Origin of the sequence: Pseudomonas sp. Irchel s3h9, assembly GCF_900187475.1 — a bacterium.
GTDB lineage: Bacteria > Pseudomonadota > Gammaproteobacteria > Pseudomonadales > Pseudomonadaceae > Aquipseudomonas > Aquipseudomonas neuropathica.
In genome coordinates, this window is sequence record NZ_FYDH01000003.1 from 181686 (window position 1) to 195042 (window position 13357).

The following is a 13357-nucleotide window of genomic DNA, read 5'->3' on the forward strand; positions in this document are numbered from 1 at the left end:
TGCAACTTAAACAGGGCGCCCCGGGTCAATGGCTCACAAAGCTTACGAAGCAACCTGGGTGTTCGCTTGAAACACGCCTATTGAACGCAGACCAATAATCAAGGCATGAGGGGTGGATATCCTGAAACAGCTTACTCGCGAGGAGCTTGAGTCCGAGGTCACGCGCCTGCGCCTGGCCGTCAAAGCGACCTGCGACGCCGTCTGGGACTGGGATCTGACAACCCATCAGATTGTCTGGAACGACGCGTTGGAACAGGCGTACGGCTATGCCCCCAGCGCCATCGAACCGACGTGTGACTGGCGCTTTGCGCAGATCCACCAGCAGGATCGCGCGCGGGTAGAGACTTCGATTCGGGCGGCGATGGCGGGCACAGGCACCACCTGGAGTGCCGAGTACCGCTTCCGCTGTCAGGACGGATCCTACGCCGAGGTGCTCGACCGCGGGCATCTGATCCGCAATGCCGACGGCAAAGCCGAACGCATGGTCGGGGCCATGCTCGACCTGACCCGTTCGCGCAGTGCCGAAACCGCACTGCGCAAAAGTGAAGAGCGCTTCAGCACCATTCTGGAAACCATCGAAGCCGCCTTCGCCATCGTCAAAGTCAAATTCGACGCCGACGACTACCCCATCGATTACTGCTTCGTTGAAGCCAACCCGGCGTTCGAGCGTCAGGCCGGGGTCAACCTGCGGGGCAAGTGGGTCACCGAGTTTGCGCCCAACCTGGAGAAATTCTGGTTCGAGACCTACGGCCACGTCGCCAAGACCGGCGAGCCGGCCAACTTCGAGAACTACGCCAACACCTTCGAACGCTGGTTCGACGTACGCGCCGTCCGTGTCGGTGACCCGGCCGATCGGCAGATTGCGATCTTCTTCAGCGACGTCACCGAGCGCCGCGACGCGCAGGAACGCTTGCGCGTCAGCGAGGCGATTGCTCGGGAAAACGTCGAACGGGTCCAACTCGCCTTGGCCGCCGGCGCCATTATCGGCACTTGGCACTGGCACTTGCCCACCGATCGTTTCTACGTCGACGAAGCTTTCGCCCGGATCTTCAACCTTGACCCGGCACTGGGCCGTGACGGTCTGAGCCTGGAGCAAGTGGTAGTCACCGTGCACCCCGATGACCGCGAGGGGCTGACAGTGGCAATCAATGACGCCCTTGCCCGCGGTGGCGCCTATTCGCACCAGTACCGAGTGCGCGGCGGGGATGGCAAATACACTTGGATCGAAGCCAACGGACGCGTCGAATGCGCCGAGGACGGCACGCCTTTACGCTTTCCCGGCGTGCTGATCGATGTCGAAGACCGGCGCAATGTCGAAGACGAACGCGACCGGGTCACCGCCGCTTTAAAAGCGCTCAACGACACACTGGAACAACGGGTCTCGGCGCGCACCACAGAACTGATGCAGGCCGAAGAGAAGTTGCGCCAATCGCAGAAAATGGAAGCCGTCGGGCAACTCACCGGCGGTCTGGCCCATGACTTCAACAACCTGCTGGCGGGGATCTGTGCCTCTCTGGAGCTGATGGAAAAACGCATCGCCCAAGGTCGTCTGAAGGACATCGACAAATACATGCTGATCGCCCAGGACGCCGCCAAACGCGCGACCGCCCTGACCCATCGCCTGCTGGCGTTCTCCCGCCGGCAGACCCTCGATCCACGGCCGACTGAAGTCAACGCGCTGATTGCCGGCATGACCGAACTGATCCAGCGCACCGTCGGCCCGAGCATTCGCCTGAAAACGGTCGTTGCCGCCGATCTGTGGCCGGCGCTGGTCGATGCCAGCCAACTGGAAAACGCTTTGCTCAACCTGTGCATCAACGCCCGTGATGCGATGCCCGATGGCGGCAGCATTACCGTTGAAACTGCCAATCGAACCCTTGATGCTGAATCGGCGCGCATCAGGGAGATGCCCGAAGGGCAATACCTGTGCCTGTCGGTTGCAGACACCGGTACCGGTATGAGTGCGGAGGTCATGGCCAAGGCCTTCGACCCGTTTTTCACCACCAAACCACTGGGCCAGGGCACCGGGCTGGGGCTGTCGATGATCTACGGTTTCACCAAGCAATCCGGCGGGCAGGTGCGGGTGCAGTCGACCGTGGGGCAAGGCACCATCATCTGCATTTACCTGCCGCGCTACCGCGGCGAAACGCAGCGCAATCACGATGACACGCAAAACTCGGCAACCCTGCCGGCAAAGGCCGGTGAGACCATCCTGATTGTCGACGACGAGCCCACCGTTCGAACGCTGCTCAAAGACGTGCTGAACGACCTCGGCTACAACCTGCTCGAAGCGGCCGACAGCGTTGAGGGACTGGAAGTATTGCGTTCCAGCGCGCACATCGATTTGCTCATCACCGATGTCGGCTTGCCGGGCGGCATGAACGGCCGGCAGATGGCCGATGCGGGCCGGGAAATCAGGCCGAGGCTGAAGACTTTGTTCATCACTGGGTACGCGGAAAATTCAGTGATCGGCAACGGTCAGCTCGGCCCGGGCATGCAGGTACTGACCAAACCGTTTGCCGTCGACACGCTGGTGTCACGAGTCGGTGGCCTGCTGTCCATCGACGTTGAGTGAGGGTTGCGCAGCGGATGTCATGAACCTGTTGCGCCCTGCCGTTTTCGCTTGATACAGCGCTTGGTCGGCGCACTCGATCAGAGCGCTCACCGGCTCCAGGTGCGGACCGTGCGCAACGGCGATGCCGATGCTCAGGCTCACACGAGCCACCGGACTGGTGGGGTGGGCAATGTTGGCTTGCTGCAGGCGCTCGATAATCAACTGCGCCACCACCGCAGCGCCGCCCATATCGGTGTCGGGCATGATCACGGCGAACTCTTCGCCGCCGTAGCGCGCCACCAGGTCCGACGGTCGCCGCACACACTCATCCAGCACGCTACCGACGGTTTGCAGACAAGCGTCGCCGGCAACATGCCCGAAGGCATCATTGAAGCGCTTGAAATAGTCGATATCGATCATCAGCAAGGCCAGTGACGAACCGTCGCGCTTTGCCCGACGCGCCTCTGTGGCCAGGGTCTGGTCGAAGCAGCGCCGATTCGCCAGCCCGGTCAGCGCATCCTTCATGGCCAACAACTCGAGTTGCCGATTGGAGCCGAGCAACTGCTGCTGAGCGATGCGCAGTTCGCCTTCAACCTGGGTCCGGCGCCGAATATCGAGGATCAAGAACCAACCGATCAGACCGGTGAGCCCCAACAGCCCCGCCACCACCACCGCCGACAGCAGTGCCTCGGTTCGCCACGCCTTGAGCGCTTCACGCTTGCCGATGGCGACCGTGGTGATCAGTGGCAACTTCTCACTTTTGCGGAAGGCGTAGAGGCGTTCGACGCCATCCAGGCTGGAGGTATAAGACGCGGTGCCGACCGATTGATCGACCAGGTACTTGGCGTAGATCGGCGACTTGGAAAAGTTGCGGCCCATGTCCTGCTCGCGGAAGGGATAGCGCACCAGCAACGTGCCGTCGGTATAGGACAAACCGATGGCACCGTCCTGGCCGATGTCGAGTTTGCCGAACAGGCGCAGAAAGTTTTCCACGCCCAGCGTCACGGCCACAACCCCGGCGAACTCGCCGCGATCATCATTGAAACGGCGGCTGACGGTGATCACCCACTCCTGATTGGAACGGCTGCGGATCGGTGGCCCGATAAAGGGTTCGCGGCTCGGATCGGCGCGATGATGAATGAAATAGGCTCGATCAATACTGCTGGCACCGACCGGAATCGGCCGGTTCGACGACATCAGCCAATGACCATCTCGGTCATAGATGGTGATACCGCTCATTTGTGGCATCAACGGTTGCTGGCGGTTGATCAGCGCACTCAGGCGCTGGATCTGCGTGGGGCCACTGCCTTCGGTTTCCAGGCGTTCGACCAGCCCGAGCAACAGCAGCGAACTTTGCCGGACAATGCCTTCGGAATAGGTCTCGAGTGCCTGGGTCAGGTTCAACCCGTGCACGTTGACTTCCTCCAGCGCGCGATCGCGCGAAGACAGCACTTTCCAGATGGTCAGCGACGCCAGGGAGCAGCCGATGACCAGCAGCAAGAGGATGACGAGGTGGGTATCACGCTTCACGAAAGTACCTAATGGAAAGTCCGGTTTCCGGTTCCGGCCGTTACTGATTCAAGGCAATAACAGCGGTCGTATGTCCTCGACCGGCGCAAGGATACAAGTAGCGCGTCGAACGTGCAGCAACCGTATGACGGAACGTCGTTTTCAGCCCCTTGGCGTTGTTTCGCAACGACACAGCCGTGGCCTGCAACTTATATTCACGGGCGCAGGTCATTAGGCTTGCTGAGGTTGAATCCATCCGCAAACCTCGAACATTGAAGACACCGCCGTGGCCGCTGACCTCGATCGCCGCAACAACCTGTCACTGGACAGCCTGAACTTTTTCCTCGCCGACGTGCGCGACGGCCTCGGCCCCTATCTGGCCATCTATCTCTTGGCGGTGCATCACTGGGAGCCGGCCAGCATTGGTCTGGTGATGACCATCGCCGGGGTCGCCGCGCTGATCACCCAGACACCCGCCGGTGCCTGGGTCGACAACAGCCGGCGCAAACGTGCGTTGATTGCGATCGCCGCGCTGGTGGTGACCGGAAGCTGCCTGGTGCTGCCGTTCGTGACGTCGTTCACTTGGGTGGCGCTGACGCAAACCTTGAGCGCAATGGCCGCCTCGATATTCGCCCCGGCCATTTGTGCGATTACCCTGGGCATGACCGGGCCACGGGCGTTCACTCGGCGAACCGGGCGCAACGAAACCTTCAATCATGCCGGCAATGCCTGCGCCGCACTGCTGGCCGGTATATTTGCCTACCTGTTCGGCCCGGTCGCAGTGTTCTATCTGATGGCGGCCATGGCTTTGGCCAGTGTCATTGCCATCACCTGCGTTTCGCCAGCAGCCATCGACCATGATCTGGCGCGCGGACTGGATCCAGCCGACGCCTGCCACCGCCAGCCTTCCGGTTTGTCGGTGCTGCTGAGCAACCGGCCGCTGTTGCTGTTCGCCATTTGCTGTGCGCTGTTCCACCTCGCCAATGCGGCGATGTTGCCGTTGGTGAGTCAAAAACTCGCGCAAGCCAATTTGCAGATGGCCACCCCGCTGACCTCGGCCTGCATCGTCGCCGCGCAACTGGTGATGGTGCCGGCTGCATTACTGGTCGGGGCGAAAGCCGATCTATGGGGACGCAAGCCGCTGCTGCTGGCCGGATTCCTGATCCTGCCCTTGCGCGGCGTGCTTTATACGCTGTCGGACGACGCCTATTGGCTGGTCGCGGTGCAACTGCTCGACGGCGTCGGCGCCGGTCTGTTCGGCGCCTTGTTTCCGATCATGGTCAAAGACCTCACCCAGGGCACCGGCCACTTCAACGTCAGCCTCGGCGCACTGACCACGGTGTTCGGGCTGGGCGCGGCGCTGAGCAACGGCCTCGCCGGACTCGTCGTGCAAGAGGCCGGTTACAGCGCGGCGTTTCTGACCCTGGCCGCTATTGCGGCGGTGGCGGTTGTGTTGCTCGCGATCGGTGTTCCGGAAACTCAGCGCAGTGGCCGGCAAGCTGAAACCGGATTGGTCGAGGCCAGCACTGAATCTTCAGCGTAATCCATATCCCGTCCCTGCCCTCTCATCGCCGCCAAATCGTGTTTGCGCGGCATTAAAAATCCAGGACTCAGTGGATCAGGCAAGCAATCCAGAGGAATGCACTTCGGCGCCGAGGCGCTGATCGAGAGAATGTTCGTGCACAGGCTCAGACGAATAAACCCTCAATCGCAAGGACATTCCAGTGAAAGGTTTTTGCTTGGCCTTCGGGCTGCTCTTCAGTACTTTTTCAGCCATGGGAGCCGATATGTCGAACGGCGCAGACAACTTCTACACCAGCGATAAAGTGACCGTGGAAAAGGTCACCTTCAAGAACCAGTACGGAATGAAGGTCGCAGGCAATCTGTTCAGCCTGAAGAACCTTGACCCACAGTCAAAAAATGCCGCGATCATCGTCGGCCACCCGATGGGCGCAGTTAAGGAGCAAAGTGCCAATCTCTACGCCACCAAAATGGCCGAACAAGGTTTCGTCACGCTGTCGTTCGACTTGTCCTTCTGGGGCGAAAGCGAAGGCCTGCCACGCCAATCGGTTGCGCCGGACATTTATGCCGAAGACTTCAGCGCGGCGGTGGACTTTCTCGGCACTCGCCCACTGGTCGATCGCGAGCGTATCGGCGTTATCGGTATTTGCGGCAGCGGCAGCTTCGCCATCAGTGCCGCCAAGATCGACCCACGTTTGAAGGCGATTGCCACCGTCAGCATGTACGACATGGGTGCTGCCAACCGCAACGGCCTCAAACATTCGCTCACGCCAGCGCAACGCCAATCGATCATTGAACAGGCGGCGCAGCAGCGTAACGCGCAGTTCTGGGGCGGCCCGGTGCGCTACACCGGCGGCACACCGCTCAAACTCACCGGCAACGCGGTGGGGGACGAGTTCTACGATTTCTACCGCACCCCGCGTGGCCAGGTCACTCCGACCGGTGCTTCGCCGCAGACCACCACCATGCCGACGCTGATCAGCAATGTGAAGTTCATGAACTTCTACCCGTTCAATGACATCGAGAGCATCTCCCCGCGCCCGCTGCTGTTCATCGCCGGTGCTCAGGCGCACTCCCGCGAGTTCAGTGAAGACGCGTACCAGCGCGCGGCCGAACCCAAAGAGCTGCTGATCATTCCAGGGGCCGGCCATGTCGACTTGTACGACCGGGTCAACCTGATTCCCTTCGCCAAATTGACCACGTTCTTCAGCCATAACCTGAAGTAACGTCATCGCAACGCAACCAGCGCTTTACAGTGCAGACACGACAAAGCCTGCTTTTCAGGGCAGGCTTTTCGTTTGCAGCATGTCGGCTTACTTCTGCTGTGCGGTCAGCGCCGAGTAGCTGTTCATCAGGTTGCGGTAGTTGGGGATGCGCTGCGACAGCAGATTGCCCAAGCCTTCAATATCGTTGCGCCAGTCGCGGTGCAGCTCACAGGCCACCGAGAACCAGTTCATCATCTGTGCGCCGGCCTGGGTCATGCGACTCCATGCAGCCTGTTGCACTGTGGTGTTGAAAGTGCCGGAAGCGTCGGTCACCACAAACACCTCAAACCCTTCTGCCAGCGCCGACAAGGTCGGGAACGCTACGCACACATCCGTCACCACACCGGCAATGATGATCTGCTTGCGGCCGGTGGCTTTGATCGCCTTGACGAAGTCTTCGTTGTCCCAGGCGTTGATCTGGCCTGGACGAGCGATGTACGGCGCGTCCGGGAACATCTCTTTCAGCTCTGGCACCAGCGGGCCGTTCGGGCCTTGTTCAAAACTGGTGGTGAGGATGGTCGGCAGCTCAAAGAACTTGGCCAAATCCGCCAGGGCCAGCACATTGTTCTTGAACTCGTTCGGCGAGAAGTCCTGCACCAGCGAAATCAGACCGGTCTGGTGGTCGACCAGCAGCACGATAGCGTCGTCTTTGTTCAGGCGGTTGTAGGTTGGAGTGGTCATGGTGTGCGTCCCTTTTCAATGTTGGAAAGTTGTTGTTGCGTTCAAGTTGTGTACAGGTTACTGACGCATCGGAAAGGGATAAATCGGTTGAAATGGGTTTCACCGTCAACCTGAACAGGACAATTCAACGACGGTGTTCTCTTCGTTCCCACGTTGAAGCCAGCAAATTCAGGGTTATTAGCTAATAACACCTTCATTAAACCGTCGCTCAAACGTTGTACTAGGATAGGATCCAAGTCTGCGGTTTTTCGTCGACCAAGGAGATCGTCGACAGGGCTGCAGACGTTTTTGAATTAACGCCTCTCAGGGATGACACGCATATGAATTCACACTTGTTCCCCCACATCGGCAAGGTCATCGCCAGCACCGGCAGCCGGCACTTTCCGCGCATGCTGCATGACCTGATCCTGACGCAACTGGCGGTCGACGCCACGCACATCCGGCAGATGCGTGTCGAACCGGTGAGCCGCACGTCGAGCCGCAGTGAGCCGGAGCCGCTGAAAGAGCCGGCCCTGCTCGCCGAAACGGTGTTTTCCGAACACAGTGCGGCGGCTCACCATTTACAGAATCCGCCGGCCGCGACCAGCGCGGACGCTTCGCAACTGCACCTGACCCGACGCAAGGACGGCTACCGCTACGTGATTTCGGTGTACCGCAACGGCGAGTCGCAACGCTTTTCCGCGCAGGAGCGCAGCCTGTTGCAGGACATCTCCCCGGTGCTGCTGCCGATGGTGGAAAAACACATCAACGCCCTGCAACCGGCCACCCCTGATCCACAAATTCCGTCCGAAGCAGCCGAAGGCAGCGGCCTGGAAACCTTGCGCCTGCGCTTTGACGAGCGCTTGGAGCAACTGGGGCTGAGCCTGTCCAACCGCGAAACTGAAGTCTGCGTCGGCCTGCTCGCCGGCCGCACGGCGCCGGAACTGGCGGAGCAATTGGCGTTGAAGGTCAACACCGTAGAGAGTTATCTGAAACGCGCGGCGATCAAGTTGGGCATCAGCGGGCGGCATTCGTTGATGCGCTGGATGTATTCGCCGTTGGAGACGTTGGCGTCGAGTGCGGCTTGATACACCGGGATTAGCGAAGGCTTGGCTTTTTTGGTGGTGTCAGTGAGATTCCCCCCTCACCCCAGCCCTCTCCCCCCAAGGGGGGCGAGGGGGAAAGGGAGCCGATTTTTGTGGTTTTCAAAACCTGAGTTCGACTCGGTAGTTCACGTCGGTGCATCTTCAGCAAACACCGCGGTCAGTCCCCTCTCCCTCTGGGAGAGGGTTAGGGTGAGGGCACTCCCGCGACGTGCTCCAATGCCTGATTCACCGCCAACTCCCCCAGCATCACCACTTGCGCAATACCCAACAAGGTCTGGCGATGCGGCCCCTCCAGCATCCCGGCAAAATCACACAACATGACCGAGGCCGAGGCCAGCGATTCACAGGCGTTTGCCAGCAGGGATTCGGTATCGGTTTGCGGGTTGACCCGGAACATAGCGTTGGGCGTATAGGGCGTGGCCATGATGTTGGCTGCAGTAACCGGCGGATCGGATGTCTTGGACATAAGCTCAAACTCCTTCTGCGCAGCGAGGGAGCAGGCTCCCTCGCGCGGCCGTTTCGCAATTAGTTGGGCAAGCGCTGGTTGTCGAGGACGCGACTCACCACCAATTCACTCAACATGATCACCTGCTGCAGGATCAGCATTTTCTTGCGGTGAGGGCTGTCGATCGAGTCGGCAAGGTCGCGGGCCATGTCACTGGCCGAGGACAGCGATTCGTAGGCTTCGACGAGCAGGGTTTCGTCGTCGACGGTGGGGTCGATCAGGTAGATCTTGCCGGTTTTGCGGGTGGGTTTTGAGGTTTTGAGCGCGGAAGGATTGAGGTAGAAATTGATCGCCCGTTCTGTGGCCTCTTTGATGTTTTGAGGTTCCAGTGCGGCGTCGTAGGGGATCGGGTCGGTGTCCGGAGGGTTCGGCGTAACTTTGAACATATTCATCTAATTCCTGAAATAGGGCCGCGACCGTTCTCTACTAAAAGAAGGGTGGCGGCTGTGCACAGGTTAGTAGACCGGTGGAATTAGCAAGACCGGCGCGCCCGAGGGCGCCCTGCGCACAACCACCATTGAGTGCAGGCAGAGACGCACCTGACTAAATGGAACTCATGCACTTACTAATACCAATCGGGCTACTAAACCCGACCACTGATAGGCAGTGGCAGGGAAACGATAGAGCCCATGGGATAAGCGCACAAGCCGGCGGATTCTGGCGTACGCGTAGGTAACGACGCAAGGTGTTGTAGGCGGTATGACGTAACGGTTCGTGTAATTTAAACGCGCTCACGGTGTTGTGTTTATTGATGGAAATTCTGGATGGCGGTGATTCGAGGTTTTGCGGTGTGTCAGTGGGATTTACCCCCTCACCCCAGCCCTCTCCCCCAGGGGGGCGAGGGGGAAAGGGAGCCGATCTTTGTGCTGTTCAAAACCTGAGTTTGGCTCGGTATCCCACGTCGGTGTACCTCGAAAGAACACCGAGATCAGTCCCCTCTCCCTCTGGGAGAGGGTTAGGGTGAGGGCAATCCCGCGACGTGCTCCAATGCCTGATTCACCGGTAATTCCCCCAACATCACGACCTGTGCAATGCCCAGCAGATTTGATGAGGGTCAGCCCTTAATCCCGCGCCAACGCCTCAATCGGATCAAGCCGCGAAGCATTCCGCGCCGGCACAAAGCCAAAAACAATCCCGATCAACGTCGAACACACCACCGCCGTCAACACCGACCCCAGCGAGAACACCATCTCCCACTCCTTGATAAACACCGAAAACAAATGCCCGATGGCATACGACAAGGAAATGCCAATCGCCCCGCCCAACAAACAGACCATCACCGCCTCCACCAGAAACTGCTGACGAATGTCCGACTGCCGCGCCCCCACCGCCATCCGAATACCGATCTCGCGGGTCCGTTCGGTCACCGACACCAGCATGATGTTCATCACCCCGATACCGCCGACCACCAGGGAAATCACCGCAATCAGCGACAGCAGCAACGCCAGCGAGCGGCTGGTTTTCTGCACGGTCTGCAAGACGCTGTCGAGGTTGTTGGTGAAGAAATCCTTGGTGCCGTGGCGTTGCAGCAGCAGTTGGGTGACGTGTTCTTCCACCACTTTGCTCGGCTGGCCGTCCTTCATGCGCACGCTGATGCTGTCCAGATAACGCTGGCCCAATACCCGCCCGGCGGCGGTTTCGTAGGGCACCCAGACGTTGAGGGTCTTGCCCGAGGCAAACAGGCTTTTATCCTGCGCGGCCACGCCGATCACTGTGCACGGCAGGTTGCCGATCAAAATCACCTGGCCTAACGGGTCAACATCCTGCCCGAACAGACGCTGCCGGGTGTTGTGATCGATAACCACCACCTGCGCCTGCCGCCGCGCATCGCTTTCGCTGAACGGGATGCCGGCGGCCATTTTGATCCCGCGCACTTTGAAGTACTGATCGCTGACGCCGTTGACCTGCGCATCCAGATCGATATTGCGATAACGCAACAACAGACTGCGGCCAATCATCGGCGTGGCGCTGTCGACGTAGTACAACTGATTCAGCGCGGTGACGTCGGCCGGCGTCAGGGTTTCAATGGCGGCGGCACGTTTGTCGCCATAACTGCTGCCGGGATAGACATCGATGGTATTGCTGCCAATCGCCGCAATGTCCTTGAGCACGTAGTTCTTCGCGCCCTCCCCGACCGCCGAAATCGACACTACGGAAGTGATGCCAATGACGATGCCGAGCATGGTCAGTAAGGTGCGCATGCGATGGGAAATCAAAGCCACCCAGGCCATGGCGAACGCTTCTTTGAATAGCCCGAGACTGGCGACCAGGCGACGCGAAGCGGTGGCTTTCGGTGCCACCGGTTCTTCGCTGAGCAGGTGCGTGGTATCGCGTTCGTTGCTGCGGTCGCTGAGGATTTCGCCGTCGCTGACTTCGATGATGCGCTCGGCATTGGCCGCCACTTTCGGGTCGTGAGTGACCAGAATCACCGTGTGCCCCGCCGCGTGCAGCTCCAGCAGGATGCGCATGACCTCCTTGCCGCTGGCCGTGTCGAGGGCGCCGGTCGGTTCGTCGGCGAGGATCACTTCGCCGCCGTTCATCAAGGCGCGGGCGATACTCACGCGCTGTTGCTGACCGCCGGAGAGCTGGCTCGGCCGATGCGTCAAATGGCCTTCCAGACCCAGTCGCGCCAACAACTCACGGGCACGGGCATGGCGTTGAAGCTGTGGCGTACCGGCATAAATCGCCGGCATCTCGACGTTGTGCATTGCGCTCAAATGCGGCAGCAAGTGGTAACGCTGGAAGATGAAACCAAAGTAGTCGCGGCGCAGCTCGGCCAGGGCCTGATTGTCCAGATCGCGGGTTTCCTGGCCGTTGATCCTGTAGCTGCCGGCGGTGGCGTAATCAAGGCAACCGAGGATGTTCATCAGCGTCGATTTGCCGGAACCGGAGGCACCAATGATCGCCACCATTTCCCCGGCATTGATCGTCAGATTGATGTTGTTCAGCGCGAGAAACTCGCGGTCGCCAGCGGTGAAACTGCGGGTGATGCCGGTCAGCTGTAGCAGTGGCTCAGTCATGCTCAGGCCCCCGCCACATTGTTCACCGGATCACCGATCACCACGCGGTCGCCTTCTGCCAGACCGGCGTTGATCTGCACTTTGACGTTGTTGTTGATCCCGGTCTGCACATTGCGCGACTGCGCGTGGCCCTTGGCGTCGAGCACCCGTACCGGAAAACTGCCATCGGCATTGCGCGGGCCGAGCGCCGCCACCGGCACGGTCAGCACCGACTTGGCGGTGTCGAGGATAATGCGCACCTGCGCGGTCATCGAGATGCGCAGGCGATGATCGGGATTGGGCACCTCGAACAACGCGTTGTAGAACACCGCGCTGCTTTGCTTAGGCGTGCCGGCGGGCGGTGTTTCAAGAAAGTTCTGCGGCGCCGGGTCCGTGCCGCGCAGTTTCGCGTAGTAGCGTTTGTCCTCGCCGAGAATGGTGAAATACACCTCTTGCCCCGGGGCGATGTGAATTACATCGGCCTCGGACACCTGCGCCTTGACCGTCATGGTGTCCAGATCCGCCAGTTTCAGCAGGACCGGTGCCAATTGGCTGGCGATCACGGTCTGGCCTTCCTGTGTCACCACGCCGACCACATCGCCATCAATCGGCGCAACAATCCGTGTGTAGGCCAGATTGACCTTGGCCGTGTCGATCTGGATGTGCGCGCTTTTGATCTGCGCATCCAGCGACATCAGATTGGCCTGTTGCACCTGATAATCCGACTCGGCGGTTTCGAAGTCCTGGCGCGAGATCGACGCGTCGTCCTGCAAGTTCTTGTAGCGCTCGTAAATCGCTTTGGTCTGCCTGAGCTGAGCCTGGGTCGCGCGTTTTTGCGCTTGCAGGTTTTCTTCATCAACCTGGGCCTGGCGCAAAGTGTTCTGCAACACCAGCGGATCGATTTCCGCCAGCCACTGCCCTTTCTTCACCTTGTCGCCAACCTTGACCTTGAGCGACTTCAATTGCCCCGACACTTGCGCGCCGACGTCCACTTGCTTGATGCCTTCGAGCAACCCGGTGGCGAGCACCGCGTTTTCAATGTCACTGCGTTCCACCGGCGCGGTCAGGTACTGCGGCGCCTCGGCCGGTGCCTGCACCGTGTAGAACGCCAATCCCGCTACTGCCACTAACGCCAAACCCATACCGACTTTGCGCAACTTCGACTTTTCCATAAATGACCACAAGTCCGTTCAGGGGTGAACCCGGCCAGCGGCCGGGCTCTGGTAGATAAACAACAA

General features: G+C 60.0%; 10 protein-coding genes. 4 read left to right on the forward strand and 6 right to left on the reverse strand.

Features of this window, described 5'->3' with window-relative positions:
• Positions 1-112: 112 nt before the first annotated feature.
• Entirely contained in the window at positions 113-2575 is a 2463-nt protein-coding gene (locus tag CKW26_RS06005) for a hybrid sensor histidine kinase/response regulator (RefSeq protein ID WP_095047877.1), read from the forward strand.
• Here the strand turns inward: CKW26_RS06005 and CKW26_RS06010 are convergent.
• Positions 2537-4084: a sensor domain-containing diguanylate cyclase gene (locus CKW26_RS06010; protein ID WP_095047878.1), complete on the reverse strand. Its 1548-nt coding sequence runs from the start codon at positions 4082-4084 to the stop codon at positions 2537-2539. The genes CKW26_RS06005 and CKW26_RS06010 overlap by 39 nt on opposite strands.
• A gap of 265 nt (positions 4085-4349) precedes the next feature.
• Here CKW26_RS06010 and CKW26_RS06015 point away from each other — a divergent pair, with 265 nt between their 5' ends.
• Together CKW26_RS06015 and CKW26_RS06020 are read left to right on the forward strand one after the other, a co-directional pair.
• Entirely contained in the window at positions 4350-5606 is a 1257-nt protein-coding gene (locus tag CKW26_RS06015) for an MFS transporter (RefSeq protein ID WP_095047879.1), read from the forward strand.
• 181 nt (positions 5607-5787) lie between these two features.
• Complete coding sequence (locus tag CKW26_RS06020; RefSeq protein WP_095047880.1) at positions 5788-6810, forward strand: alpha/beta hydrolase; 1023 nt, start codon at positions 5788-5790, stop codon at positions 6808-6810.
• Between the two features lie 87 nt (positions 6811-6897).
• Here the strand turns inward: CKW26_RS06020 and ycaC are convergent, their stop codons facing one another.
• On the reverse strand, positions 6898-7530 hold the full coding sequence (gene ycaC, locus CKW26_RS06025) for an isochorismate family cysteine hydrolase YcaC (protein WP_007915995.1): 633 nt from the start codon (positions 7528-7530) through the stop codon (positions 6898-6900).
• Between the two features lie 320 nt (positions 7531-7850).
• Between ycaC and CKW26_RS06030 the strand changes: the two genes are divergently transcribed.
• Positions 7851-8597 (forward strand): response regulator transcription factor, encoded by a 747-nt coding sequence (locus tag CKW26_RS06030; protein WP_095047881.1) that lies wholly within the window; start codon positions 7851-7853, stop codon positions 8595-8597.
• A 202-nt stretch (positions 8598-8799) separates the two neighbouring features.
• On the opposite strand, the gene CKW26_RS06035 is transcribed toward CKW26_RS06030, so the two are convergent.
• The 4 genes from CKW26_RS06035 to macA form a co-directional block, all read right to left on the reverse strand.
• Positions 8800-9081: a DUF6124 family protein gene (locus CKW26_RS06035; protein ID WP_320413091.1), complete on the reverse strand. Its 282-nt coding sequence runs from the start codon at positions 9079-9081 to the stop codon at positions 8800-8802.
• 59 nt (positions 9082-9140) lie between these two features.
• A complete protein-coding gene (locus CKW26_RS06040) occupies positions 9141-9506 on the reverse strand; it encodes a DUF6124 family protein (RefSeq protein ID WP_095047882.1) in 366 nt (121 codons plus the stop codon).
• 675 nt (positions 9507-10181) lie between these two features.
• The gene (locus CKW26_RS06045) at positions 10182-12140 is read right to left on the reverse strand and encodes a MacB family efflux pump subunit (RefSeq protein ID WP_095047883.1); all 1959 of its coding nucleotides are present in this window, start codon (positions 12138-12140) and stop codon (positions 10182-10184) included.
• Positions 12141-12142: 2 nt separating this feature from the next.
• Complete coding sequence (macA, locus tag CKW26_RS06050; RefSeq protein WP_095047884.1) at positions 12143-13291, reverse strand: macrolide transporter subunit MacA; 1149 nt, start codon at positions 13289-13291, stop codon at positions 12143-12145.
• Positions 13292-13357: the final 66 nt, after the last annotated feature.

Coding starts and splice junctions, on each gene's coding strand:
- ycaC (WP_007915995.1), bottom strand. CDS start 7,530: ATGACCACTCCAACCTACAACCGCCTGAACAAAGACGACGCTATCGTG.
- CKW26_RS06030 (WP_095047881.1), top strand. CDS start 7,851: ATGAATTCACACTTGTTCCCCCACATCGGCAAGGTCATCGCCAGCACC.
- CKW26_RS06035 (WP_320413091.1), bottom strand. CDS start 9,081: ATGTCCAAGACATCCGATCCGCCGGTTACTGCAGCCAACATCATGGCC.
- CKW26_RS06040 (WP_095047882.1), bottom strand. CDS start 9,506: ATGTTCAAAGTTACGCCGAACCCTCCGGACACCGACCCGATCCCCTAC.
- CKW26_RS06045 (WP_095047883.1), bottom strand. CDS start 12,140: ATGACTGAGCCACTGCTACAGCTGACCGGCATCACCCGCAGTTTCACC.
- macA (WP_095047884.1), bottom strand. CDS start 13,291: ATGGAAAAGTCGAAGTTGCGCAAAGTCGGTATGGGTTTGGCGTTAGTG.